The following is a 25861-nucleotide window of genomic DNA, read 5'->3' on the forward strand; positions in this document are numbered from 1 at the left end:
AACCACTATCGACTATCGACTATCGACTATCGACTATCGACTATCGACTATCGACTATCGACTAACCACTATCGACTATCGACTAACCACTATCGACTAACCACTATCGACTAACTAACCACTGCTAAAATGTCTTTTTCTGAAAGCAGGACATATTCGTCAGTGCCGAGTTTGATGTCGGTACCGGCGTACTTAGAGTACAGCACCTTGTCACCGACTTTTACATCCAATGCTTGACGACCCCCGTCGTCTTTGAGCTTGCCGTCACCGACAGCAACCACTTCGCCTACTTGGGGCTTTTCTTTGGCTGTGTCGGGCAAATACAGACCACCTGCGGTCTTTTCTTCAGAGGCGCTCACTTTTATAAAAACGCGATCGCCTAAAGGTTTTACTGTAGAAACGCTTAGAGATACAGCTGCCATACGAATTTCTCGCCTCTTATTAGCACTCTCGACTCCTGAGTGCTAATGTACCTAACTGCGGTATGCAATGGCAACAAATTGACTTGTACGGGTTCCCGAACTAAGCAACCAAAGTTATACTTAAGTACAAATACTCAATTATTTTTTGTTTACCGGGTTTTGTTTTGCAAGTTACGAATATTTTTATATAGTCAAATTTATTTGCTTGCGTTGAAAAATTGATATAGAACAGTAATCAGGGAGCCGCTTAACGAGTAACAATGAGTAGATCCAGTCTTGGTGTGAAAATCCCAAAAACCACTTCTGTTCAAAGGCAATAAACCTTAAGAAATTGTGTAAAAACTTTAGGACTTGCATTCCTTCAGCCACATGTTTTTATATGCGCTGACCAGATAGTTCCAAAAAGCTACACAAAACAAGCTAATCTGGAATCTTGGGAACATTTGCTTCTTCGATTGCAAAAGCTCAAACTTGACCAGCCGCAAGACAAATATCCCACTTGCATTTCACAAGACCCAAATTAACTGCTTGCGAGTTTGTTGTTCTAGACCGATAATGGTGGTTTACCCGGATGGTGTCTGGTATCGCCTGCGTTACCCCGGAAGTCCCGGAAAGCGGCTTAATCAAGAACACTTGATAGGCAATATGGTGGTGGAATATGCATTTTTGACCCAACATATGCTTTGAAACTTCCTTTGTTTATGAGCGAACATCCACTGGATATGAAACAGCAGTCAGCATAATTAAAGCGCTTGGTTGGTTTTTAGATAGGGCGATCGAACCTCAATACCTACGTGTGAACGCAAAAGATTATTATGTAATCAGTGTTTTCCACCAGCCACGTACAAAGCGATCTATAATAGCGCATTATATAACTACTGCTCTACGTATCCTTACTGGAGTTTTGCCCTTGAATGACTAATATCACAAAAGTGAAAATCGCTTTTGTGACATCGCTTAAGCAAAGGCAAGTTAAGTGGGAAAAAAAGGACAACATCTCAATAATCCACCATAGAGGATAACTAATCAAGACCTTGATGGACCCAAGCGCGACAAGTGCCACTGCTATGAAAGAGCCCAGCATGAAAGATCACAAAAGACTTCTACTGATTGATGATGACCCTAACCTCATCTTGCTGGTGAAGGATTACTTGGAATTCCGGGGATATGAAGTCATCACTGGGGAAAATGGTCGGGAAGCTCTGGAAATTTTAGAGCAGGATATCCCTGACATGATCATCTGCGACGTGATGATGCCGGAAATGGACGGATATACTTTTGTTGAACAAGTCCGGCAAAACGAACGCACCAGCTGGATTCCCGTTCTTTTCCTTTCTGCGAAAGGTCAAAGTGCCGACAGAGTTAAAGGATTAAATAAAGGTGCTGATGTCTACATGGTCAAACCTTTTGAACCTGAAGAACTCGTTGCCCAAGTTGAATCTTCGCTCAAACAAACTATCCGCTGGAAAGAACACCAAGCAAAAGGAGGAGAAAACGGTTCCCGCATTCAAGTTCCCTTCGATGTGCAGCTAACTCCAACCGAACTGAAAGTAGTTCAGTTTGTTGCTAGGGGTTTAGCTAACCGGGAAATCGCTGAAGAACTAAACGTCAGTCAGCGCACCGTTGAAAGCCACGTTTCCAATATGTTGGGCAAAACCAATTTGCACAACCGCACTGAATTAGCGCGGTGGGCAATTGAAAATCAAATGGCGTAAAAACCCATTTGAAATTTAACAGAAGAATCTGAGGGGAGGAAATCTCCACTCAGAACTTCAAAGAGAGTGCGATCGCACTCTCTCACTCTTTAAATTCTAAATCGAGATTTTCAGCCATTTTCTTTGGAAATGGCTTTTTGCCTAATTTTTGAGACTTACTCCGCACAACTTCAATATTTTGATTAACGACGCTGTTTTGCTTGGTGTTGCAGTTCGCGCAAAACCGTTTTCCCATCAACAACCTCACCGCGTTCGGTAGCTTCAATACCAATTATAATTTTCTGTTGCAGCTCCTCAAATCGACTTTTGTTTCAGGCGATCGCGTTCCTCTAAAAGCTTGATCCCCGCAATAATCAATTCGTCAGATGAAGCATACCTACCGCTTTCAAGTTGACTTTGGATAAACTGTTCAAGCTCAGGAGTTAACGACACATTCATCAACGCTTACCATCTGGTCAGTAGGTTTAATTTGAAAACAATGATGGATAATACAGTATAAACAAGCTATAGACCGAAGTTGCTATTTTATCTGATGAATAGCTAGCAAGAAACCCGGTTTCTCAGAGAAACCGGGTTTCTAAATATGCTTAAAATTCGGCACTTTGCGGTGTTCTGGGGAACGGAATTACATCGCGAATATTTCCCATACCCGTCATGAATTGCACCAAGCGCTCAAAACCCAAGCCAAAACCAGCATGGGGAACGGTTCCATAACGACGCAAATCGAGATACCACCACAAATCTTCTGGCTTCATTCCTTGCGCTAAAATCCGCTTTTCCAACACATCTAAACGTTCTTCACGTTGCGAACCGCCGATAATTTCGCCTATTTTCGGTGCGAGAATATCCATCGCTCGCACTGTCTTTTCATCATCGCTCAAACGCATATAAAACGCTTTTATTTTTGCTGGATAATCGGACACGATGACGGGCTTTTTAAATAATTGTTCGGCTAGATAACGTTCGTGTTCTGATTGTAAATCTAAACCCCAACTTACCGGATATTCAAACTTGACATCGGCTTTTTCTAATAGGGAAATTGCTTCTGTATAAGTTAAACGCTGGAATTCATTATTAATAATATTTTCTGCCGTTGCCAGCACTGTATCATCAATTCGTTGATTAAAAAATTCCATATCTTCCGGGCAAGTTTCCAACACATATTTGAAAACGTGTTTAAGAAACGCTTCGGCTAAATCCATATCGCCATCTAAATCGCAAAATGCCATTTCTGGCTCAACCATCCAAAATTCGGCTAAATGGCGCGATGTGTTAGAATTTTCCGCACGAAAGGTAGGACCAAAAGTATAAACGTTACTAAAAGCCATCGCCATGACTTCGGCTTCTAATTGACCGCTAACTGTTAGGTATGTCGGTCTGCCAAAAAAGTCTTGAGCGTAGTCTACGGCGTTCTTCTCGGTGCGGGGAATGTCTTTTAGGTTAAAACCGGTGACGTTGAAAAGTTCACCCGCTCCTTCGCAATCGCTAGCGGTGATGATCGGTGTGTGTACCCACAAAAAGCCGCGTTCTTGGAAAAATTGGTGAATTGCTGTCGCACAAGCGTTTCTGACGCGGAAAACTGCACCAAAGGAATTGGTACGGCTTCGCAAGTGTCCAATTGTCCGCAAAAACTCATAAGAATGGCGTTTCTTTTGCAGCGGGTAAGTTTCGGGATCAGCTTCACCGTAGACTTTCACCGTTTCGGCTTTCAACTCAATCCGCTGTCCTTTACCTTGGGAAGGAACCAGCACCCCTGCCACTTCAACCGAAGCGCCTGTATTCAGCTTTTTGATGATAGCCTCATAATCTGGCAAATCTTGATTCATCACGACTTGCAAACTAGCCAGCGATGAACCGTCATTAACTTCGATAAAAGAAAATCCTTTCAACTCGCGTTTTGTCCGCACCCAGCCTTGAATTAAAAGAGATTCATCAGGTTGACCACTTCGTAATATTTCTGCTATCCGTCGCTTTACCATAGTCTTTATACAACAAGAAAATTTAGTATAGCAATTTTACATTTTAGACTTGTTCCCAAGCTAACTACATGAAAACAGCCAGGGGAGCAACGGATTTTATACCATTTTGGATTTTAGATTTTAGATTTTAGATTGTAAAGTTGTTGCTATGCAAGCGTTTCAACAATCCATTTACGGACACCGAACTCACAAGCGGAGGTTTCCTTCGCTTGTGACTTTCCGCAAAATCTGTCTTGAAAAGCTTTAATCGGAAGAAACCTCCGCTCAAACTTTTCGCAAAATCCAAAATCCAAAATCCAAAATCCAAAATCCAAAATCGACATTACCCAACATAGGACTTTAATATCCAGCCTATGATAACGCCCAATCCACCAAAGCGGATGATTTGCCAAAAAGGTTTTTTGACGCTTTTCCAAGAGAATAACTGACTTTCTAAGCTAACTTCTAGCACTTCTAACTGCTGTTTGATGTGCTTTAACTCAGCTTTCATTTCTGGAGTGTAATGTTTATTTTGATTAAGTTCTTGGCGGCGTTTTTCATATTCTGCCTTGGAGATGCGATCGCGTTGCACTTGCGTGTAGCGTTGTTTCAAGTCAACAAGCGATCGCTCTAAGAACAATAATTCTTCTTCAAATTCTAACTCTTGATTTGACTCTGGTGGCGGTTGTTTAGGCGACTTCATGCACAAGTAGTACAGTAAAAGTAAATGCAAGCAAAGCCAATAGTTATGTCCCAATCCACCCAGCTGCCTAAAACCAGTCAATTAGATGAATTAAGTACTTTAGAATTAGCCCAAGCTCTCATGGAGAGGTTGAGCATTTCTCCTAACGATTGGCATCGCCTTAAGTCTAACCGCAATTCTCGCGCCAGCGAACAAGCCGCCGCCGCTCTTGTGTTTCTCCTCAAAAATCAACCTGCTGAAGCTCTTGCTAGATTACAACAAGCATCTGGTTGGCTAGATCGCTCAATTTCCGCACCACCTTGTCCGAGTCACGGGAAATAAGACAGGGAGACAAGGGGACAAGGGGACAAGGAGGCAAGGGCGACGGGCGTGGGGGACAAGGAGAACAATTCTTTCCCCCCATCTCCCCCTCTCCTTGTCTCCCCCTCTCCTTGTCTCCCCCTCTTCCCTTTAACGTCGCAGAGATAATCTCGGTCGATTATCTAGCTGTTTGCAAAGTCTTAATTCTGTGCCTTTGCGGTTCCACTCTACCTGATCGAAAATGTGATGCAGTAGAGTCATACCCCGACCGTTTTCTGATTCATCTGGGGGTAGATAATCTGTGGGATCGCGATCGCATGTACAACATGGACTAAATCCGCTGCCTTGATCTGATATAATCCACCAATACTGATTATCTATTAAGGAAAAACGCACTACTACTGTTTTTCCGGGATCGAGATGATTGCCATGTTTTGCTGCATTGACTAGGGCTTCTTGAAGTCCCAGTCGCAGCTCGGCTTGCAACTTCACGGGAATTTCTGCCAATAGTAAATCTAAGATTGGACAGAGATATAGAGTTGAGGCGAAACTAATTGTGCCCCAATTACGTCCAACTGGACGGAGCGAAATGGTAATCACAAGAGAAACCCCATAGCCTTCAGTTAGCTAGACATCAGTTTGCACACGCAGGTACCCTGATATAAGTTGAGGTGGTCGTGCTGCCTTCAAACTAGCGTCTTCAAAACTAAGTTGTGAAAATACTGTGGAGCATCGGTTATCTTCATGAATTGCGGTTGCTTGTGTAAAACGGCTTGCATAAACTTTCAGTTGGGCAGTTAGCAACTAAAGATGCTTTCAATAATGTAGAAGAGTATAGCGATACTCTTTTACCTGCCGATTCGGGATTTAAACAACCAAATTCAAGTTTAGGAGTAACCCATACAACTTCAATTTCTTTATAAAAATGGAATTCAATGAATTCTATGTTTAGCTTAATTCAATTTTAGCATTTTTCCTATGCACTAGACTAAAAATCAAAAATTTGAGTTTTGTCAAGGGGCTAAATACCCTTGCCAGAAGCTGATAAAACTAGAATTGCGGCTGCTTCGACATGAGCGGTTTGAGGAAAAAAGTCAGCGGGTTGGATTCGTGTAATGGTATACATTCCATCTGCACAAAGTAGTTTTAAATCACGAGCGAGGGTGGCTACTTTACAGCTGACGTAAACGATACGAGGGGGTTGCTTACGCCGTAAGGATTCGATGACATCCAGAGCGCATCCTTTACGTGGCGGATCTAATAACACAATATCTGGCTGAATGTCAGGATGCGGTAACAATTTTTCAACTGCGCCGACAACAAAAGTCACATTATTAATATTGTTATTTCGCGCATTTAAAATAGCCTGTTCCACAGCTTCGGCTTGCACTTCTAACCCCGTAATATTACGTACTTGTTTTGCCAAAGGCAAAGTTAACGTGCCTATACCACAATAAGCGTCAACTATAACTTCCTGACCTTGCAAATTCAGTTCTTTTTGAATTTCTTGCAAAAGCGCCTCGGCTGTTTCGGTGTAAACTTGAAAAAACGTATCTGGGCGTACTTGAAATTCTAATCCGGCGAATTCTTCTCGCAGATAAGAAGTTCCGGCAACGCAACGAGTTTCGTTACCAAAAATCGCATTAGTGCGATCGCTATTTCGATTTAAGCAGACTCCCACTAATCCGGGAAAGTTTTTTAACCACGTTGCGGAAAGCTTTTCAATTCCTGGTAAATTCCAGTCCTTGACTATTATTGTCAGCAACATTTCCCCAGTGCGCCGTCCAATGCGTAAACTAAGATGGCGTATTTGTCCAGTGTGACGGCGTTCGTTATAAACTTGCCATTGTGATGTGTGGATATCTTGTTTAACTTGTGCGAGTAATGGATTTAATCGTGCATCTTGCACGGGGCATTGATTTAAGTTAACTAATTGATGGCTGCCTTTTTGGTAATAACCAGCTTGAACTTGTCCTGTTGCCGATTTACCCACAGGATATGTAGATTTATTACGATAACTTAAAGCTGAAGGCGCTCTCAATACTGGGTCTACTGGTGGATGCACAAAACCGCCAATTCGTTCTAAAGCTTGAATAACTTGATTGCGTTTGGCTTCAAGTTGGTACTCATAGCTGATATGCTGCCACTGGCAACCACCACATTTATCAGCGACAATGCAACTAGGGCGGATGCGGTGAGGCGATGGTTGCGATAATGAATGCAGTTTGGCGTGGGCGTATTTGGGTTTAACGTGTAGTAAGCGTACCACTGCGCGATCGCCCGGTACAGTATCCGGAACAAAGACTACCCGCGAGTAGAAACGTCCGACACCATCCCCCGTATCACTCAAGTCTGTAATTTCAACTTCAATTAACTCTCCCTGTTGCCATTTGGGTGAATCATGTTCATCAGTGTGAAGCAATTCTGTAATCGACACCTTACAATCTCCCTTTATTTGTGTACCTAAGACTAGTTAAACTAGCAAGTAATATGTCGCGTGATTTTACTAATCATGACTGTAATTAGCCAAGTTATTCTCAAAGCCGACGACGAACTGCGTTATCCCAGCAGTGGTGAACTCAAAAACATCAAAGACTTCTTGCAAACCGGCGCACAGCGGATGCGGATTGTCACAACCCTCACTGAAAACGAGAAAAAGATAGTTCAGGAAGCAACCAAACAGCTTTGGCAAAAGCGTCCTGACTTTATCGCACCTGGAGGCAACGCTTTCGGAGAGCGTCAACGTGCTTTATGTATCCGTGATTACGGTTGGTACTTACGCCTAATTACTTATGGGGTGCTTGCCGGCGACAAAGAACCAATTGAAAAAATTGGTTTAATTGGCGTGCGGGAAATGTACAATTCTTTAGGCGTTCCCGTACCAGGAATGGTAGAAGCGATCGCTTGTCTGAAAAAAGCCTCCCTTGACTTACTCAATTCCGAAGACGCTGCCGAAGCTTCCCCCTACTTTGATTACGTCATTCAATCGATGTCATAATCATGCGTGGGCGCTAATTTGAGCGTATACTTTTGGTCTACTAGAGCATCCATAAAATCTCTAATTTGATCGTACCCTCCCCACACTTGGTAGTGGCTCTGGCAGAATTCCTGTCAAGTTACCAACAGGTTGTGGGGAACTTTTATTTAAGGGGCATTGGGAATTGGGCATTGGGAATAGGTAATAGAAAGAAATTGTCTCCCACTCCCCCCATCTCCCACTCCCCCACTCCCGCAGAATGCCAATAAAAAACCGACAGACTTCTTCAAAAGGCTGTCGGCAATTAGTGTGTTCCCTATTAATGACTCGGCTAGAGTTCAGTTATATGTAATTATGCGGGTTTACCCGTTTTTAGAAGACGATCTTAATCATGGGCATCTGTGATTGTCATCACATAATTGTTGCAGCCTAACTGTATTTACCTAAAAAGAAATTTTTCACTTCGGATTTACCCTATGCACATTTTGACAAAATAAACTTTATTGTTTTGTTAAATATTATTAAATTATCTAAATATCAACGCATCTAATGGAAAATGCATAAAATTATCTACGCGATCGCAAAAACACTTCTACTCAGCACTTCTTTAGGCTGCACTATACCCAATTAAGTTTTCACAAGCGACAAAATTACAGCTACACCCAATACTGTTGATGCCAGTTATAACTCAAAAATTAACAGACGGCACACTAAAATGCCGTAATTTATGTTGAAGGCGAAAAAATCCCGATTACACTGAGACTTGACGACCAATACAGTCACTTATTCACTTTGCGGCACATAATATTTTTTAGTTTTTCAAATCAAAGAAAGTGAGAACTGACACGATATTTTATCAGCTTTTTCAGACTTTGCCTGGTATTCTCTTTGAACTCATCGGTCAATCTGCTAATCAAGCAGAAGCTTATCAGTTTGCATCTGTTGAAATCAAAGAATTAGCCTTTCGCTTCGATGGTTTGTTTTTACCTATAGCGGATTTTCCTGAACAACCCATCTACTTTGTCGAAGTTCAGTTTCAACCCAAAACCGATTTTTACTGGCGATTGTTTGCCGAAATTTTCGTTTACTTAAATCAATACCAACCGATTCAAGATTGGCGTGCAGTAGCAGTGTTTGCCAAACGAAGTTTAGATCCAGGCGTACCGATGCAGTACAGAGGATTGCTGATGAGTCAGCAAGTCACATTTGTGTATTTAGATGAATTAGATGAAACAGCAAATACGTCCCTTGGTTTAGGAATAGTGCAGTTAGTAGTTGAGGAGGAAGCCACAGTTAATGAACAAGCTAGGCAATTACTTGAGAAAGCACAGCAGGAACTTGAAGATGTTGCCCTCAGGCAGAAAGTTTTAGAATTGATAGAGACGATATTGGTTTATAAGTTGACCAATTTAAGCCGCGAGGAGATAGAAGCTATGTTTGGGTTAAGTGAGTTAAAGCAGACAAGGTATTTTCGAGAAGTCGCACAAGATGCCAAAAAAGAGGGCAAACTAGAAACAGTACCCCTATTATTGGAGTTGGGGTTAACTGTCGAACAGATAGCTGAAAGATTAAGCTTGGATGTTGAAGCGGTAAGAAAGGCTGCACAAGCGTCTTCTGTTGATAATTCCCAAGGTGAAGATACAGGAATTTAGTGATTTAATAAAGAGCGATCGCGCTTATAAGCTTGCTGTGATGAAGTGCGATCGCCTAAACACAAACCTTTTTTCACATAACTTAACTTATAGAAAATCTGGCTTTGGTACGATATGACTGCGAAGCCATTCGGTAAATTTGTCTCGTCCTAACTTACTAGACCCAACTTGTAAAATTACCTGCTCTTGTTCATCCACCGCTGCGTTAATCTCAAAACCATTCAACACTAGAAACACTTCCATCGCAGCGTGACCGATGCGTTTATTACCATCGATGAAAGGATGATTTTTAATTAGCGAAAAACCAAGGGCAGAAGCTTTTTCAACTATTGTAGGGTAAAGTTCCTCACCAGCAAATGTCATTTGTGGTTGGGCTATAGCTGATTCCAATCCACCCATGTTGGAAATACCCGCCGATCCACCTGACTGCTCAACTATGCGATGATAGAGTTCCAACACCTCTTGTAGGGTGAGATAGCGCATCACGCCAGTCGATTATAAAGTTCAGTATTTTTATTGAGTACGTAATCCATAGCACCTTTAAAAGATGCTTCTGGTTTATTTAGTATTTCTTCAACACGCATTTGCATTAATTCTTCTATTGGTATCCCAAGAAGAGTGGCAGTTTCTTGTAACTTTTGGAGACGTTCTTCTGAAATTTTAAAATAAATTGCATCTGTTTTTTCTGAGGGCGTTTGGGGCGAGACTTCCTGTTCAAAATCATTCACTGAGTTTCGTAAGCGCATTAGTTGGTGTCGCATTTGCGGTGAGGCTTTAAATTCAGAATCCTCCTGTGCCTTAACAGATGCGTGCAGGGTTTCTAGAAACTCGTCAGACCCTTCTGTTAAAGCTTCTAACAGCACCTGCAACAGTTGATCGCGATCGCTTAATATACTCTTTTCCTCAATCATTCGGAACTTGAGATGTATTTCGTACTCAGAAATACCTACTTCGATATTAGTTATTTTATGTGAATCTGAGTTATGTTTCATAGTTTTAATTAATCCCCATTTTTAAGCACTGGCTTGAGGATATTATCACTGTAGCATTGGGGCATATAGCATGATTTTTAGTGTTTCAGAATCGGTACAGAATATCAGATCACTGCTTTTTATCAACTTTACGTCTATTATTTCGGGAATGGAGCGGAAATCGATAGAATAATTCTCTGTCCCCCAGAGTGCATAACTTCCATGACTGCAAGCTCAAAACCAGCCTTTTCCGCTGAAGAAATCGCCGCAGAAGGTTTAAAGCCAGAAGAATATGAAGAAATTGTCCGCAGGTTAGGGCGTCATCCGAACAAAGCCGAACTGGGAATGTTTGGGGTGATGTGGTCAGAGCATTGTTGTTACAAAAATTCACGCCCATTATTAAAACAGTTTCCCACGACAGGCTCGCGCATCCTCGTTGGTCCGGGTGAAAATGCTGGCGTTGTCGATTTAGGCGACGGGCTGCAACTTGCCTTTAAAATTGAATCTCATAATCACCCCTCAGCCGTTGAACCGTTTCAAGGTGCCGCCACTGGCGTAGGAGGTATCCTCAGAGATATCTTTACAATGGGTGCGCGTCCCATTGCTCTTTTAAACTCTTTGCGCTTCGGTTCCCTGGAAGATGCCAAAACTCAACGCCTATTTAGCGGTGTAGTTGCAGGAATTTCTCATTATGGTAATTGCGTTGGGGTTCCCACTGTCGGTGGCGAAGTTTATTTTGATGCCGCTTACTCCGGGAATCCCCTAGTAAACGTGATGGCGCTGGGACTGATGGAAACTCCAGAAATTGTCAAATCTGGAGCATCTGGTTTAGGCAACCCGGTACTGTATGTTGGTTCCACCACCGGACGCGATGGTATGGGAGGGGCAAGTTTTGCCAGTGCAGAACTCAGCGATGAATCACTAGATAACCGCCCAGCAGTACAAGTTGGCGATCCCTTTTTAGAAAAGTCGTTAATTGAAGCTTGTTTGTCAGCGTTTAAAACAGGTGCAGTCGTCGCTGCCCAAGATATGGGTGCAGCTGGCATCACTTGTTCTACATCAGAAATGGCTGCAAAAGGCGGTGTCGGCATTGAACTGGATTTAGATAAAATACCCGTGCGAGAATCGGGTATGGTTCCCTATGAATATCTGCTTTCGGAATCTCAAGAAAGAATGCTGTTTGTGGCACACAAGGGACGCGAACAAGAATTAATCGATATTTTCCATCGGTGGGGACTGCAAGCGGTTGTTGCGGGGGAAGTTATTGCGGAACCGATTGTGAGAATATTATTCCAAGGTGGAATTGCCGCAGAAATTCCCGCTGAAGCTTTGGCAGAAAATATCCCACTGTATGAACGAGAATTATTGACAGAACCACCAGAGTATGCTATTAAAGCTTGGGAATGGACACCTGATTTGCTTCCCGCTTGCACAACTGCTGGCATTGAAATTCAAGGAAGCCTGCAAAGTTGGAATGATATTCTTTTGACTTTACTCGATACACCAACGATCGCATCAAAACGTTGGGTTTATCGCCAATACGATCATCAAGTCCAAAATAACACCGTCATCTTACCAGGTGGCGCTGATGCCGCCGTCGTCCGGTTGCGTCCCCTTGAGGAGGACAAGGGGAGTGGGGGAGGGGGGGAGAGGGGACAGGGGGACAAGGGGACAAAGGGACAAGGAGGACAAGGGGACAAGAAGGACAAGCAAGAGTTTACTGCCTCATCTCCCACTCCCCCACTCCCCCACTCCCCCACTCCCCAAAGTGCCGTTGCTGCCACAGTTGATTGCAATCCTCGCTACGTTTATCTTGACCCTTACGAGGGTGCTAAGGCAGTTGTGGCTGAAGCTGCACGCAATCTTAGTTGTGTGGGTGCTGAACCTTTAGCGGTGACTGATAACTTAAATTTTGGCAGTCCGGAAAAACCGATTGGTTATTGGCAATTAGCAGAAGCTTGTCGCGGTTTGGCTGAGGGTTGCCGAGAATTAGCAACGCCGGTTACTGGCGGTAATGTCTCACTTTATAATGAAACTTTCGACTCAGAAGGCAACCCGCAACCAATTTATCCTACCCCGGTTGTGGGGATGGTCGGGTTGATTCCTGATTTAAGCAAAATTTGCGGTCAAGCTTGGCAAGCTGAAGGCGATATTATTTATCTTTTAGGATTGCCATTGAAATCTAAAGTTGAATTGGGAGCATCGGAATATTTAGCCACTATCCACAATACTGTAGCTGGACACCCCCCACGGGTAGATTTTGAATTGGAAAGGTGTGTACAAAAAGTTTGCCGTGAAGGAATTCGCAATGGTTGGATTCGTTCAGCTCATGATTGTGCTGAGGGTGGTTTGGCTGTTGCTTTGGCAGAATGTTGCATTGCTGGCAAACTTGGTGCCGAAATTAATTTAGGATTAGCATCAAGTAATTCACAACTTCGATGGGATGAGGTGCTGTTTTCTGAAGGTGGAGCGCGAATTATAGTTTCTGTAGCGTTAGAACAGCAAGAAGTTTGGGAATCTTTATTAAATGAACAATTGGCTAATTATTGGCAACAACTGGGCAAGGTTAGTAATTCCAACACCGATTTGGGGGTGTTAACCTCTGATAACCAAAGTTTAATCAAGGTTAGGATCGAAGATATGAGCGATCGCTATTCCCATGCGATTGAAAGACGTTTAAAAGGTGCGGAGTTAAAAGTTATGAGTTAGGAGTTATGAGTTATGAGGAGCAAAGGCGCGGAGTTATGATTTTTCAGGAGTGAATGCGTGAATGCGTGACCCCTAACTTTTCACTCCTCACTTTTAACTCTTAACTATTCACCATAAATCCTTGCTAACCCCAGGCATGATTAAGGTACTGTTATATGTATATAGATTGTTAACGATTTGTTAAGGTCAGTTAATATTTCTGAAAACAATCACTTATATATCCACCCCACTGACTCAAAACTTCATCTGGAGCAAAGCTGTAGCATGATTCCTAACCATTCCGTCTCCTTGGATGACCACGCCGAAATTGAAACCCGTGCTGATAAGCCAGAAGAAGCTTGCGGCGTTTTTGGCATCTACGCACCAGGGGAAGATGTTGCCAAACTGACCTACTTTGGACTTTATGCCCTTCAACACCGAGGTCAAGAGTCAGCGGGAATTGCCACATTTGCAGGGGAACAAGTACACCTGCACAAAGATATGGGTTTGGTATCCCATGTGTTTAACGAATCAACTTTGAGTAAGTTACCGGGTAACTTAGCCGTTGGTCACACTCGTTACTCAACTACAGGTTCCAGCCGGAAAGTTAACGCCCAGCCTGCTGTTGTCGAAACTCGCTTGGGTTCAATAGCCTTAGCACATAATGGGAATTTAGTCAATACCGGGCACTTACGAGAAGAGTTGCTAAAGAGCAAATTCAACTTAGTGACGACAACCGATTCAGAAATGATTGCTTTTGCGATCGCCGAAGAAATCAATGCTGGTGCAGACTGGTTAGAAGGCTGCATTCGCGCATTTAACCGTTGCCAAGGTGCTTTTAGTTTAGTAATTGGCACTCCAACTGGTGTTATGGGCGTTCGCGATCCTAATGGCATTCGTCCTTTAGTAATTGGCACTTTGGGAGAAAATCCAGTTCGCTACGTACTCGCATCCGAAACTTGTGGACTAGATATCATTGGTGCCGATTATCTGCGAGACGTAGAACCGGGCGAATTAGTTTGGATTACCGAAGATGGTTTAGCTTCCTTCCCCTGGACTCAACAACCCCAAAAGAAGCTGTGTATCTTTGAGATGATATACTTTGCTCGCCCCGACAGTATGATGAACGATGAAACATTGTACAGCTACCGATTGCGGTTAGGGCGGCGACTGGCTGAAGAATCTGCTGTAGAAGCAGATATTGTATTTGGTGTTCCTGATTCTGGTGTACCAGCTGCGATCGGCTTTTCTCAAGCCTCTGGTATTCCCTACGCCGAAGGACTGATTAAGAATCGTTATGTTGGACGCACCTTCATTCAGCCAACACAAATGATGCGCGAATCGGGAATCAAAATGAAACTCAATCCCCTCAAAGATGTCTTATACGGCAAAAGAGTGGTGATTGTGGATGATTCCATAGTCCGGGGTACAACCAGCCGAAAACTTGTCAAAACCTTGCGAGATGCGGGTGTAGTGGAAGTGCATATGCGAATTTCCTCGCCCCCAGTAACTCATCCTTGTTTCTACGGTATCGACACCGACACCCAAGATCAGCTAATTGCTGCCACCAAATCAGTAGAAGAAATTGCCAAACAACTAGAAGTTGACACCTTAGCCTATCTCAGTTGGAAAGGAATGCTAGAAGCAACGCGAGAAGACACTAATAATTTTTGTTCTGCCTGCTTTACCGGCGATTACCCCACCTCAATTCCCGAAGCACTCAAAGGTTCTAAATTGATATTAGAAAAAGCAGCAGTCTAGGGCATCGGGCAATGGGCATCGGGCAATGGGCATCGTCCAAGTGGGCATCGGGTCATCGGGTCAAGATTTGGCTTTATTCCAATTCCCAATTCTTAATTTTCAATGCCCATTGCCCATTGCCCCATGCCCCATTCCCAAATTTAGGTTTGCTGCAAAAATTCTACATTGGGTAACAACGGATCTGTAACAATGCCCACACCGCTGAAACCCCAGCGTTTCAGCAAACTTTTTACCTGCGTCCCTGGAATAGATTCTACAGAAAAGCGGCTTGCCAATTCTGCGGCGTGGGTGTTGAGGTAGCTGAGGGCGTCAAAATGTTCGCCAAATAGCAACAAATAGCTTGTTCCTTGCGAGTTAGGACGGGCAGTAAGATAACTACCGTCAGATTTTGAGCGTATCAGATAATAAACTTCGGACAGCATGGAGGGGAGGGGGAGAGGGGGAGATGGGGGGAGGGGGAGATGGGGAGGCAGGGGAGGCAGGGGAGGCAGGGGGGATGGGGAGGCAGGGGGAGAGGAATTTTACCAATGCCCAATGCCCCATGCCCAATGCCCAATGCCCAATGCCCAATGCCCAATGCCCCATGCCCAATGCCCCATGCCCTATAACCAACTAATTCAAATTTTCTAGGCGAATGCGCGGATCGGCTGCTTTCAGCATTAAGTCGGCGACTAAATTGCCGACTATTAGAAGTACTGCACCCATTACCAAGCTTGCCATTGCTAGAGGCACATCTAAATTAAATAAAGCTTGTAAAGTCAACTTTCCTAAACCGGGCCAGTTAAAAAACTGCTCAGTAATGAAAGCACCGCTTAATAAACTAGCCAATTCAAAACCCAATAACGTAATTAAGGGGTTAATGGCGTTACGAAGGGCATGAACGTAAATAACGCGGTTTTCGGGCAATCCTTTAGCGCGAGCCGTTTGGATGTAATCTTGACGCAGTACATCTAACATTTCGCCGCGAGTGATTCGCTGTAAACCAGCAAAGCTAGTGATGCTTAAAGCGATGGTGGGTAAAATTAAGTGCCAGCCTATATCTATAATTTTCCCAATTGGGGAGAGGTCGGTGTGATAAATGCTGGTCATACCACCTACGGGAAATAGGGGGGTGGTGATTTGGGCAAAGAACAGTAAAAACAAAGCGGCAATGAAACTGGGAAATCCTTGTCCGAGGTAGCTTAAGACTTGCAAAATCCGGTCGTAAGCGCGATTTTGCTTGACGGCGGCGGTGATGCCTAAGGGGATAGCGATCGCCCAAGTTACAATTAAAGAAGCGATCGCCATCAGCAATGTTGCTGGCACGCGTTCCCACAACAAAGATGCGACCGAACGATTATAAGAAAAACTCGTCCCAAAATCGCCCCGTGTCAAAATATTCCACAACCAAAGTCCAAATTGTTCCAGCCAAGATTTATCCAAACCAAACTGTCGTCGCAGTTCGTCAATTCGTTCTTTAGAAATTTTCGGATTTGCCTCCAAGGAACTGACATAATCCCCTGGTGCGAGCTGCATAATAAAAAATGACAATGCTGATGCTAAAAACAATGTCAAAAGCGCCTGTAATAGCCGCTTCATGACATAAATAAAGGTTTCGCTAGTGACCAGCCTATACAGCCAATCTCTACTTGTTTCTAAGGAAATTCTGGTAGAAGTCATAGTAGTTTGTCAAAGGTCAACACTCAAAAGCCAACAGTCAACAGTCAACAGTCAAGAGTTAATCTTTAGACTTTGGACTTTTGACTAATATTCTACAAGGCTAATAATCGGCACATCCGGCAGATTTTTTCGCCCTTGCAAATCCCGTAGCTCGATGATAAACCCAAATCCCACAAGTTCGCAGCCAATTTTCTGTATTAAAGAAGCCGTCGCACTCGCGGTTCCACCTGTCGCAATCAAATCATCTACAATTAAAACCCGGCTATTGGGGTGCAAAGCGTCCTGATGCATTTCCAAACAGTCCGTACCATACTCTAGTTCATATTCAACCGAATGAACTGCTGCTGGTAACTTACCTGGTTTGCGAACGGGAATAAAACCAACTCCTAATTTATAAGCTAGAGGTGTACCAAATATGAAGCCCCGCGACTCCATCCCCACAATATAATCAGCTTTCAGTCCGGCATCAATGCATTTTTCGGCAAAAATGTCAATAGTGTAACGCAGTCCTTGAGGATCGCGCAGCAGTGTGGTGATATCCCGAAAGACAATTCCGGGTTTAGGAAAATCTGGGATGTCACGAATCAGAGACTTTAAATCCATAAGAATAGGGAATGGGGAATGGGGAATGGGGAATTGGGAATGGGCAATGGGCAATGGGCAATGGGCAATGGGCAACGGGAATTAAAGACGCTCGATTTTTGATGCGCGTTCTATTCTAATAGCATTCTTTCCATGCCCGATGCCCGATGCCCGATGCCCGATGCCCGATGCCCGATGCCCGATGCCCAATCCTAGATACCTGAAAAATCGTACACTATAATGTCATACGCTTGGGATCATTGCTCAAGAACGCACAATCCATTGACGATTATCAGAATCTACACCAAGCTAAAGATGGAATTATACTACCTTTTGTAGCTATTGAACTTATGTTTTAAAAACTGACGATTTCAGTATACGGAAACCTTTGAGTAGAACGAGTAATTAATCTATATGTCAGGCAGTCCTACTACTGCCACGTGAAAATGTCCACTTTTTAGACTAGCTATCTTAAATTAGTTTTACCTAGTCTGTTGCGATCGCACAAGGTATTTATAATGAATGTCTCCGCTTCTTTAACGCCGTTTAACAGTAGTCTCACCCAAAAATCAGCGCCGATGATTCTGGACACTCTCCCCGATCCTGCAATTGACGGACAAGGATGTCCCCGGACAACCCGCGTGCAAATTGACCTTATTTTACTAGCAATTGAAGCTTTAGAACTGGGTGGCTCTGAAGCAATTTTGGGATTTGCTGAAGAATTGGATCTCAAAGGTATTATTAAAGATCGGGTGAATTTATGGCGAATGCGTAGCACTAACCCGTTACGTAGAGCAAATATTCGCCGTCCTTTGACAATTATCGAGGCGAAAGCTTTGGTAGTTATCGCTTGCTATTTGGCGCGACGGTTGACTGTTGTCATTCGCCAAATGCTAATGATTTATCAACAAATGAATGATAAACAAATTCCCTTAGAACAAAATTTGCGGCTTTCTAATTATCTAGAGCGATTTAGAGCGCATTTTAAAAGCCGGATGAATCCCCGCCGTTCTGGTTTTTTGGCATTAACTTCTGATGAAAAAATAGATGAACTGGCGATGAATTTGTTAAGTAAATTATTATTTTGTACAGGTACAGCAGGAATGCAACGCTTCTGGATTAGTCTTTTTGACGGTGAAGTAGAATGAATATTCAACGTAAGTATAGTTTACCTAATTGCACGCTGCTTTTAGAAGGTTTAAGTGATGCCACAAGAGCGGCACACTTCCAAGAAATGCGCCCAGAATTATCAATTTTGGTAAATGCAGAATGCTATTTATCTGGCTACAAACAGCCATTAGTGGGAGGGCGGGAATTTTTTGAAAGTTTGGTAAGAGCCGTTAGTGGTTATGCTCAAGAATTTTTGAGCAATGTGCCGAACCCACTCGCACACAACACAGAATCGGAGTTAGTGCAGTTTCAGAAAATTCACAGCAATCGACATAGATTGATTGTGCATTCAGAAGTACAAAAAAATCCAGAAGCTAAATCTAATAATGGTAAAGCACCAATTCAAATCGATTTGAATAGCGTGCAATTGTTTGATTTAGTCGAAGCGGTGGATCAGTTTTTTGCTGATAGCCAAACTTTACCAGAGTTGTCACTCGAATTACAACCTGTTGGCAAAGGTTCTGGCATGGCTAGTCAAGCGTTTATCAAGCAAGCAGTACCAGCGGGTGTGGGTGTATCGAGTTTGGCTGTATGTGCTCTTGCATTCGGTTTGATTCCCACGCCACAAGTGCGTCAACCACAACAGCAGACTAACTCTACAACACCCAGCACCACTTCATCAGCAGCAGATGCTACAAATCCCACACCATCTGCTATCCCCACAGCATCTGCTGCCCCCATCGCAAATGCTACTCCTACACCAACTACCACCCCGACTGCAACAAGCGCAGTTACAACAGATTTAGAATCTCTTTTAAAAACAGTTCCGGAAATTACTGATGCCTCTCAACTGCGGGCATTAAATCGCCAAGTCTATAACCAAATTAATCCTGATTGGGCTAATCGCTCAGGATTAAATGAGGATTTAGTCTATCGTATTGGTGTAGCGGCAGATGGTGCGATCGTCGGTTATAAAGCGATAAATAAAGAAGCAAATCAGGCAATAGAAAAAACTCCCTTGCCAAAACTACTTTATAATCCTGCCAAACGTGGTGGCATTAACAATGAACCGATCGCTCAATTTCGAGTAGTATTTACACAGCAAGGTGTGCTGCAAGTTAGTCCTTGGCGCGGATACGCCAACACACCACAAGTTATCGGTGCAAAAATCACAGATGCCAACGCCGTCAAAGATTTAAATAAGAAGCTTTATGATACAATTCGCCAAAATTGGAGCGGTACTCCCACTTTTTCCCAAAATTTGAAGTATCGAGTCGCCGTCAACAAAGATGGCACGATCGCCGATTATGAACCACTTAACCAAGTAGCTTTTGATTATTTCCGGGAAACACCGCTTCCCAAGATATTCAACGCACTATACGGTTCAAATGTAGCCCCTCCCAACACCAAACAACCCCTCGCTCACTACCAAGTAGTATTTCAGCCCAACGGCAATCTAGAAGTCACACCTTGGCAGGGATATCGGTAATTGGGCAATGGGCAATGGGCAATGGGCAATGGGCAATGGGCAATGGGCAATGGGCAATGGGCAATGGGTAATGGGCAATGGGAGATTTTTTCCATGCCCTATGCCCTATGCCCCATGCCCGATGCCCCATGCCCCATGCCCGATGCCCCATGCCCCATGCCCGATGCCCCATGCCCGATGCCCGATGCCCTATTTTGTAACTCTCCCCATATAATTTCCCCAAAGTTGGGCTGCTTGAGCGCTGCTGCCAGATGTGGGAGAATTATTATCGTTTCCTAACCAAATACCAGTCACGAGTCGCCGACTGGGAATAAAGCCAATAAACCACAGGTCAACGTTGTCATTTGTTGTGCCTGTTTTACCAGCTTCGCCTAATCCAATAGCGGCACTGCGTCCTGTACCTCTGGCGATGACACCGCGTAGCAAATTGGTCATGGTATCGGCTATTTCCGGTTTGAGTACGCGCTTGTTTGCTTCTGGAACTTGGTCAAAAGAGTAGATGACGCGGCAAGTTTTTAAATCATTGCGATCGCGACAATCACTGCTATCTAAAATCCGGCTAATTGCGTGCGGACGATTCCACACACCACGATTACCGATGGCTCCAAAAGCACCAGTCATTTCCGTGACATTAACTACACTTTGACCCAGCACCAAACCTGGAACTGGATCGAGGGTAGACTTCACCCCCAAACGCTGTGCCATTGCGACAACTTTATTCAAGCCGATTTCTTTGGCAACTCGTAAAGCGATCGGGTTTTCGGAAAGCGCAAGACCGGTAGCAATATCTAAACTACCACCACCACTGCGACAAGGTTTGTAGGTAAAACCTTGCCAGCGCAAAGAATCACACGAATAACTTCTTCCAGGGGAAATTCCTTGCTCAATGGCGGCGGTGTAAGCAAAAATTTTAAAGGTAGAACCTGGTTGTCTTTTTGCCTGGATAGCCCGATTAAACTGACTTTTTTTGTAATCGGTTCCCCCTACCATCGCCAGTATCGCGCCGGTGCTGGAATCAAGAGTCACCACTGCACCTTGGGAATAACGAAAACTCGAGCCACCGTTGTTGACAGAATTTCGCAATGCTGCTTCGGCTTGCGCTTGAATTGCTGGGTCTAGCTGAGTTTCTATAATAAAGTTGCCTTCTGTGGCTAAATCTTCACCCAAAATCGATTTGAGTTCTTGAAAGACGTAACTGTAGAAATAGGGTGCAATTGTTTTCGCTTGCTGTTCGCAAACTTTGGGGCTAACTTCGATAGGCGATCGCCTAGCGCGGTTATACTCTTCTTGTTTGATTTTCCCCATTTCCAGCAACCGCTTCAATACGCGATTGCGATATTCAATTGCTTCTAACTTATTTCCACTTTCTCCACAAAAATCGAAGCCGTTGGGAGCGGGTAAAATTCCTACTAACGTCGCAGCTTCTGCCAAAGTTAATTCTTTTGCCGACTTCTCAAAGTAAAATCGAGCTGCATCCTCAAAGCCGGAGGTATCCACCCCCAAAAACACTCGATTTAAATAAGTCAGTAAAATTTCATCTTTACTGTAAAACGTTTCTAACTTCAGAGCAACTACAGCCTCTCGCAATTTTCGCCCCAAAGAGTCTTGGCTGCCGACATAATCGCGAAACAAACTTCTAGCGACTTGCTGAGTTACAGTACTAGCACCTTGCTGCACATCTCCACTGCGGCTATTAATTAATACTGCTCGCAAAATTCCGTATGGGTCAACTCCGAAGTGCCAATAATAACGGCTATCCTCTGAGGCTATTACAGCAGCGGGCAAATAAGGACCAAAGTCTTCTAACCGCTTTTTGTCGATGTGAGAAGTAGAGCGAGGTTCGCGTAATGGCTTTTGTCCATCACGAGCGTAAACGATTACCGGGGCACGGGTGGCTGTGGGTAAAGGTCTAACCGAGAATTTGAGTGATTCTACGCCTATTACCAAAGCGAATAACGCTGTGGCTCCACCGACACCGCAAGCGCTCCATGTAGCAGCTTTTACATACCAAGGTGGTGGATCGACGTATTGCAGCCGCACGGAAGCAGCGAGTTCTGGCGGTCCGAGGGTGAAAATGTCACCGTGTCGTAGTTCTAGGGAAGTGACGCGACGTTTGCCGCGATAAATGCCATTAGTTGAGTTTTCATCTTTGATGATAAAAACCGGAGTTCGTTGAGTAGAGTCGCGGGACAGTGACAGATGAATTTGGCTGACAACTGGGTTGCGGATGACGATATCGCAGGATTTGGAACTGCGACCTAATACGTAGCGATCGCCTAATAACGGATATACTTCCGCCTTGTCCGCCCCCGAATCCTGCACCAATAATTCTGGTACTCTGGCATTAGGTCGCAACGCGAGTTTGGAAAAATCAACTCTCGCTTGAATTGTTTGTACTGCTTGAGTCACCTGACCAAGCAAAGTTTTTGGCTTTTGAGGAGGGTGGGGGGAACTCATTGGCTATATCACACCACGATTAGTTAGTCAAGTAAACTGTCGATTTGCGCTCTTGATGCTGGTATTTCACCATTTTACTCATAAGCCAAAGTAGAATTTGGCTGTACGGAATTATTGGAATTTCATTTGACACCAATACCATATAAGGGCATTGAATTTAGGAAGTTATTTTTGTGACATTAACATCTCAGCAATAATTCTTATGCAAATTATCTAATCCCTATTTTTTCAATGACGAACAAAATATAGTTATTTGAAGTTGTATTGAAAATTACTAGCAATAACGCTACAATTTCTGTAAATTTTATAGCTTTAGGAGCTAGACAAATTTCAAATTCAAAATATACATCTTCATTTAGGAAGATTTTATAAATTATATTGTTTGATTTAATAGGCGGAGTGTTCCGTTGAGGTTAAATAAGATGAAGGGAAAATATCTGACCCTAATAGGTACAGCCTTTACCCTAGCAGTTACCAGCAATGTAGCTGTTGCTCAATCAAGCAAATTCCCAGAACAAAGGGAACTACTAAGCCAATCCACAAGCACCTCGCCGGAGATCAAGCTAAATGACGATGCGATGGAAATTTTGTGTAAAAATTTCCCGCTGAATTCCCGTTGTCAAAAAGACACCACTGGAGCGACTCCAAGCACTCCAAGCACTCCAAGCACTCCATCCAACCTAACCGCACCGGGTCCGACAAGTCCTAACACAATTCCGGAAAACAGCACTCCCAGCAACCCGACAACTCCTGACACGAACAATCCAGGAAGCACTACAACTCCAGACACAACCACTCCAGGAAGCACTACAACTCCTGACACGACCAATCCAAACAGGACGGGTCCTGACAGCGCTACTCCCGGCACTACAATTCCGGAAAACAGCACTCCCAACAACCCGACAACTCCTGACACGACCAATCCAGGAAGCACTACATCTCCGGACTCTAGCAGCCCTACCAAAATCACTCCGGTTCCAGATAGCACCACAATTCCTGACACAACTACTCCAGGTAGCACGACGAGTCCTGATAGCGGCACTCCTGGCACTACTACTCCCGAAAATAGCACTCCAGGTAGTTTGACAACTCCTGATTCGAGCAGCCCTACCAAAATCACTCCACCAGTTCCAGGCAGCACAATAACTCCTGAAAACAGTACTCCAGGTAGTACGATAACTCCTGAAAACAGTACTCCAGGTAGTACGACAACTCCTGAAAACAGTACCCCAGGTAGTACGATAACTCCGGATTCAACCACCCCAGGCAGCACTACAACTCCTGATTCGATGAGCACCCCAGGTAGCACAATCGAACCAAGCACCAGTCCAAGTACACTTCCAAATTCCGGTTCGGAAAAACTTCCTACTGGTGGAGCAAAAATGTTAGAACCACGCTAATTCAAACATAATCGCATTCTTGCCACCAGGGAATAGTCGGTTTGTCTAAATGCCGATTATCAATTTATAATGGTGGCATTTAAAGATCGTGTTGATTAGAGTTGAAACGAAAAACGTCAGAAAATAAAATTAAGCCTGCTTACTCTTGGGGTTTTTCAAAGTAGTAAGCAGGCTTAATTTTGTGAGGATTTCAGTCTAAAGAAAGTTAAGATGAGGACTTCAGTCCTCACAGGAGAAGGAATGTTAAGGCGATCGCCTACTTGAAGCTGGCGTTTTTTGAAACGAGGAAATCAGCAGGCAAACAATGCCGATACTAATAAATGAATCTGCCACATTAAATACAGGAAAGTTGATCAATCGAAAATCGAGAAAATCAATTACGTAACTTAAAATAAAGCGATCGATACCATTACCGATCGCTCCGCCTAAAATAAACCCATAGCCTAGTTGATCCCAAAAATGTAAGGCTGGACCAAAGCACGCTACCGCTATCAATACTAAACTTACGGCAAGTGATAAAAAGCGCAATAAATCTATATGTCCGCTAAGTATACTCCAAGCTGCACCATCGTTTTTTACGTAGGTAAAATGAAATATCCCCTGGATGAGTGGCAAAGTAGGTCTGTATATTATATTTCCTGTTTTTGATTCGATTATAGTTTCCAACTGCCAAGATTTTGCGGCTGACACTACTTGGTTTTTCGTAACTTGGTCTAAGATAACAATTACAAAGGCAGCAATCCAAAAGAGGCGATTTTTTAAACGCATGGCAAATTAGTCAAGTGTCAAAAGTCAAGTGTCATTAGTCATTAGTCACGAGCTTTTGACAAACAACAAATGACTAGAACTAATAAAACATTAAGTGTCGTAATAGATATGCTATTACAGTGACGGCGCAGACTACAGCTAGTTGACCTGGTAGAGCAAACCAGGAGTATGTGAGGATTGCTTGCATCATTAATGGCAGAGTTTCTGTACCTTTCCAATGAAAAATATAGCTGATAATCAAATAAGTAATACCGCAAACGTGGACAATTAACAAGCCACAAAAACAGCTAAACGCCAAAGTTTCTAGTTTAGGTCTAGCTTTAAAAGCTAACAAGCCACAAATCCAAGCTCCCGGAATAAAGCCCAACAAATAGCCAAACTGAGACTCTTTGATATAACCGATACCGCCACCATTAGCAAAAACGGGTAACAAAGTCAACCCCATAACTAAATAGGCAATTTGCGATAGCGCACCCGCATTTTTGCCTCCTAAACAACCTACCAGCAGCACTGCGCCAATTTGATATTTAACACCTAAAGAAAAAGTCTCAATTCCATGCTGACTCCAACTCCAAGGTAAAGTGATACCATAAGCCTCTAGGAAGGTGCCACCTATTGTCAGGAGTAAGCCAATCATCGACCATAGTAATTGATTGGAAGCAGCAAACATTTACAAGGCAATAGCGAAAAGCAATAAGCTGTATGAGTATTAATACTTTAGCAGTATGTGCTGATTTACGAAGTAGCACATTTTCTAAATGCCTTTTGGGAATAGATGCTTTCACACAGATAACGATGCCAAGTCACTTTCCCCATGAGCGAGAAAACGCTCAGGCTTGCGGTTTCTCGTAGTTATACTTCTTTTATGAATTAAGAATAATTTATAAGTTATTTAGCAATTAGCGCTTTTGGCTTGCGATAGTTAAAAAGCAAACAAGCGCTCCGGACGCGATCGCCGTTCTTCAAATAAATATTTTGTATTCTACCATATAAAGCCATCAATTTTTCAAAAAACGGTAGTGCGATCGCCTATTTATTTTATTTAGTATTTGAGCGACCATTTATGTCAAAACTTGAGTAAGTCGCACTCAACAACAAAATAAATGCACTTGCAAATAGTTGAAATTTAAAACTTAATAAGTAAATCGACGCGAATATTTCAAACTATGTAGGGTGCGATCTTACGAGAGTACGGCACCCTACTTATAAACCCGGTTTCTACAATAAACCGGGTTTATCTTGGTTATAA

The 25861-nt window shown here is 43.4% G+C and carries 26 protein-coding genes and 1 pseudogene; 12 read left to right on the forward strand and 15 right to left on the reverse strand.

All coding sequences use genetic code 11. The annotated features are described in order from the left end of the window. Nucleotides 1-110 precede the first annotated feature (110 nt). A complete protein-coding gene (gene groES / locus AABK37_RS08315; RefSeq protein ID WP_432551116.1) occupies nucleotides 111-422 on the reverse strand; it encodes a co-chaperone GroES in 312 nt (103 codons plus the stop codon). Nucleotides 423-1459: 1037 nt separating this feature from the next. On the opposite strand from groES, the gene AABK37_RS08320 reads away from it, so the two are divergent. After that, nucleotides 1460-2137 carry a response regulator transcription factor gene (locus tag AABK37_RS08320; RefSeq protein ID WP_039753708.1) on the forward strand — a complete coding sequence of 226 codons (678 nt, stop codon included), beginning with the start codon at nucleotides 1460-1462 and terminating at the stop codon, nucleotides 2135-2137. Between the two features lie 294 nt (nucleotides 2138-2431). Here the strand turns inward: AABK37_RS08320 and AABK37_RS08325 are convergent, their stop codons facing one another. The 3 genes from AABK37_RS08325 to AABK37_RS08335 all read right to left on the reverse strand — a co-directional run bounded on the left by AABK37_RS08325 (nucleotide 2432) and on the right by AABK37_RS08335 (nucleotide 4798). Continuing rightward, complete coding sequence (locus tag AABK37_RS08325) at nucleotides 2432-2575, reverse strand: type II toxin-antitoxin system ParD family antitoxin (RefSeq protein ID WP_432551117.1); 144 nt, start codon at nucleotides 2573-2575, stop codon at nucleotides 2432-2434. Between the two features lie 149 nt (nucleotides 2576-2724). Beyond that, on the reverse strand, nucleotides 2725-4116 hold the full coding sequence (gene asnS / locus AABK37_RS08330; protein ID WP_432551118.1) for an asparagine--tRNA ligase: 1392 nt from the start codon (nucleotides 4114-4116) through the stop codon (nucleotides 2725-2727). 322 nt (nucleotides 4117-4438) lie between these two features. Next, nucleotides 4439-4798, reverse strand: coding sequence for a hypothetical protein (locus AABK37_RS08335; protein ID WP_432551119.1), 360 nt, complete (start codon nucleotides 4796-4798; stop codon nucleotides 4439-4441). Nucleotides 4799-4843: 45 nt separating this feature from the next. Here AABK37_RS08335 and AABK37_RS08340 point away from each other — a divergent pair, with 45 nt between their 5' ends. Next, a complete protein-coding gene (locus tag AABK37_RS08340) occupies nucleotides 4844-5119 on the forward strand; it encodes a DUF6439 family protein (protein WP_432551120.1) in 276 nt (91 codons plus the stop codon). Nucleotides 5120-5248: 129 nt separating this feature from the next. Here the strand turns inward: AABK37_RS08340 and AABK37_RS08345 are convergent, their stop codons facing one another. Beyond that, on the reverse strand, nucleotides 5249-5698 hold the full coding sequence (locus tag AABK37_RS08345; protein ID WP_039753715.1) for an ATP-binding protein: 450 nt from the start codon (nucleotides 5696-5698) through the stop codon (nucleotides 5249-5251). Between the two features lie 173 nt (nucleotides 5699-5871). On the opposite strand from AABK37_RS08345, the gene AABK37_RS08350 reads away from it, so the two are divergent. After that, complete coding sequence (locus tag AABK37_RS08350) at nucleotides 5872-6021, forward strand: hypothetical protein (protein ID WP_432551121.1); 150 nt, start codon at nucleotides 5872-5874, stop codon at nucleotides 6019-6021. A 98-nt stretch (nucleotides 6022-6119) separates the two neighbouring features. Here the strand turns inward: AABK37_RS08350 and rlmD are convergent, their stop codons facing one another. Beyond that, the gene (gene rlmD, locus AABK37_RS08355) at nucleotides 6120-7529 is read right to left on the reverse strand and encodes a 23S rRNA (uracil(1939)-C(5))-methyltransferase RlmD (protein ID WP_432551174.1); all 1410 of its coding nucleotides are present in this window, start codon (nucleotides 7527-7529) and stop codon (nucleotides 6120-6122) included. Nucleotides 7530-7610: 81 nt separating this feature from the next. On the opposite strand from rlmD, the gene AABK37_RS08360 reads away from it, so the two are divergent. After that, nucleotides 7611-8096: an allophycocyanin gene (locus tag AABK37_RS08360; RefSeq protein WP_432551122.1), complete on the forward strand. Its 486-nt coding sequence runs from the start codon at nucleotides 7611-7613 to the stop codon at nucleotides 8094-8096. A gap of 146 nt (nucleotides 8097-8242) precedes the next feature. On the opposite strand, the gene AABK37_RS08365 is transcribed toward AABK37_RS08360, so the two are convergent. Further along, complete coding sequence (locus AABK37_RS08365; RefSeq protein WP_432551123.1) at nucleotides 8243-8365, reverse strand: hypothetical protein; 123 nt, start codon at nucleotides 8363-8365, stop codon at nucleotides 8243-8245. A gap of 543 nt (nucleotides 8366-8908) precedes the next feature. Between AABK37_RS08365 and AABK37_RS08370 the strand changes: the two genes are divergently transcribed. Beyond that, nucleotides 8909-9727 (forward strand): Rpn family recombination-promoting nuclease/putative transposase, encoded by an 819-nt coding sequence (locus tag AABK37_RS08370; RefSeq protein ID WP_432551124.1) that lies wholly within the window; start codon nucleotides 8909-8911, stop codon nucleotides 9725-9727. 87 nt (nucleotides 9728-9814) lie between these two features. Here the strand turns inward: AABK37_RS08370 and AABK37_RS08375 are convergent, their stop codons facing one another. Both AABK37_RS08375 and AABK37_RS08380 read right to left on the reverse strand, forming a co-directional pair. Beyond that, nucleotides 9815-10210 carry a type II toxin-antitoxin system death-on-curing family toxin gene (locus tag AABK37_RS08375; RefSeq protein ID WP_432551125.1) on the reverse strand — a complete coding sequence of 132 codons (396 nt, stop codon included), beginning with the start codon at nucleotides 10208-10210 and terminating at the stop codon, nucleotides 9815-9817. A gap of 236 nt (nucleotides 10211-10446) precedes the next feature. Beyond that, nucleotides 10447-10719 (reverse strand): annotated as a pseudogene (locus AABK37_RS08380) (Npun_R1517 family heterocyst differentiation transcriptional regulator); the annotation flags it as partial. A 201-nt stretch (nucleotides 10720-10920) separates the two neighbouring features. Between AABK37_RS08380 and purL the strand changes: the two are divergent. Both purL and purF read left to right on the forward strand, forming a co-directional pair. Next, entirely contained in the window at nucleotides 10921-13407 is a 2487-nt protein-coding gene (purL, locus tag AABK37_RS08385) for a phosphoribosylformylglycinamidine synthase subunit PurL (protein WP_432551126.1), read from the forward strand. A 264-nt stretch (nucleotides 13408-13671) separates the two neighbouring features. After that, a complete protein-coding gene (gene purF / locus AABK37_RS08390; protein ID WP_432551127.1) occupies nucleotides 13672-15147 on the forward strand; it encodes an amidophosphoribosyltransferase in 1476 nt (491 codons plus the stop codon). Between the two features lie 140 nt (nucleotides 15148-15287). Here purF and AABK37_RS08395 read toward each other — a convergent pair whose 3' ends face one another. Beyond that, nucleotides 15288-15569: a hypothetical protein gene (locus AABK37_RS08395; RefSeq protein WP_432551128.1), complete on the reverse strand. Its 282-nt coding sequence runs from the start codon at nucleotides 15567-15569 to the stop codon at nucleotides 15288-15290. Nucleotides 15570-15592: 23 nt separating this feature from the next. Between AABK37_RS08395 and AABK37_RS08400 the strand changes: the two genes are divergently transcribed. Then, nucleotides 15593-15763, forward strand: a complete 171-nt coding sequence (locus AABK37_RS08400) for a histidine kinase (RefSeq protein ID WP_432551129.1) — start codon at nucleotides 15593-15595, stop codon at nucleotides 15761-15763. Here AABK37_RS08400 and AABK37_RS08405 read toward each other — a convergent pair. Together AABK37_RS08405 and AABK37_RS08410 are read right to left on the reverse strand one after the other, a co-directional pair. Beyond that, a complete protein-coding gene (locus AABK37_RS08405; protein WP_432551130.1) occupies nucleotides 15760-16806 on the reverse strand; it encodes an ABC transporter permease in 1047 nt (348 codons plus the stop codon). The two genes, AABK37_RS08400 and AABK37_RS08405, sit on opposite strands and share 4 nt — an antisense overlap. Nucleotides 16807-16890: 84 nt before the next feature. Then, a complete protein-coding gene (locus AABK37_RS08410) occupies nucleotides 16891-17409 on the reverse strand; it encodes an adenine phosphoribosyltransferase (RefSeq protein ID WP_039753728.1) in 519 nt (172 codons plus the stop codon). Nucleotides 17410-17906: 497 nt separating this feature from the next. On the opposite strand from AABK37_RS08410, the gene AABK37_RS08415 reads away from it, so the two are divergent. The 3 genes from AABK37_RS08415 to AABK37_RS08425 are packed head-to-tail and all read left to right on the forward strand — an operon-like array spanning nucleotide 17907 to nucleotide 20201. Further along, nucleotides 17907-18536 (forward strand): DUF3038 domain-containing protein, encoded by a 630-nt coding sequence (locus AABK37_RS08415; RefSeq protein WP_432551131.1) that lies wholly within the window; start codon nucleotides 17907-17909, stop codon nucleotides 18534-18536. Further along, nucleotides 18533-19987, forward strand: a complete 1455-nt coding sequence (locus AABK37_RS08420; RefSeq protein WP_432551132.1) for a DUF4335 domain-containing protein — start codon at nucleotides 18533-18535, stop codon at nucleotides 19985-19987. Before AABK37_RS08415 ends, AABK37_RS08420 begins: the two co-directional genes overlap by 4 nt. Nucleotides 19988-19994: 7 nt before the next feature. After that, nucleotides 19995-20201 (forward strand): hypothetical protein, encoded by a 207-nt coding sequence (locus AABK37_RS08425; protein WP_432551133.1) that lies wholly within the window; start codon nucleotides 19995-19997, stop codon nucleotides 20199-20201. On the opposite strand, the gene AABK37_RS08430 is transcribed toward AABK37_RS08425, so the two are convergent. Next, entirely contained in the window at nucleotides 20177-22444 is a 2268-nt protein-coding gene (locus AABK37_RS08430; protein ID WP_432551134.1) for a transglycosylase domain-containing protein, read from the reverse strand. The two genes, AABK37_RS08425 and AABK37_RS08430, sit on opposite strands and share 25 nt — an antisense overlap. A 422-nt stretch (nucleotides 22445-22866) precedes the next feature. Here AABK37_RS08430 and AABK37_RS08435 point away from each other — a divergent pair, with 422 nt between their 5' ends. After that, nucleotides 22867-23844 (forward strand): hypothetical protein, encoded by a 978-nt coding sequence (locus AABK37_RS08435; protein WP_432551135.1) that lies wholly within the window; start codon nucleotides 22867-22869, stop codon nucleotides 23842-23844. 243 nt (nucleotides 23845-24087) lie between these two features. Here AABK37_RS08435 and lspA read toward each other — a convergent pair whose 3' ends face one another. Together lspA and AABK37_RS08445 are read right to left on the reverse strand one after the other, a co-directional pair. Further along, the gene (gene lspA / locus AABK37_RS08440) at nucleotides 24088-24612 is read right to left on the reverse strand and encodes a signal peptidase II (RefSeq protein ID WP_432551136.1); all 525 of its coding nucleotides are present in this window, start codon (nucleotides 24610-24612) and stop codon (nucleotides 24088-24090) included. A 79-nt stretch (nucleotides 24613-24691) separates the two neighbouring features. Further along, nucleotides 24692-25282, reverse strand: a complete 591-nt coding sequence (locus AABK37_RS08445; RefSeq protein WP_432551137.1) for a biotin transporter BioY — start codon at nucleotides 25280-25282, stop codon at nucleotides 24692-24694. Nucleotides 25283-25861: the final 579 nt, after the last annotated feature.

The sequence above is a fragment of the Tolypothrix sp. VBCCA 56010 genome (assembly GCF_050875635.1).
Classification (GTDB): Bacteria; Cyanobacteriota; Cyanobacteriia; order Cyanobacteriales; family Nostocaceae; genus Hassallia.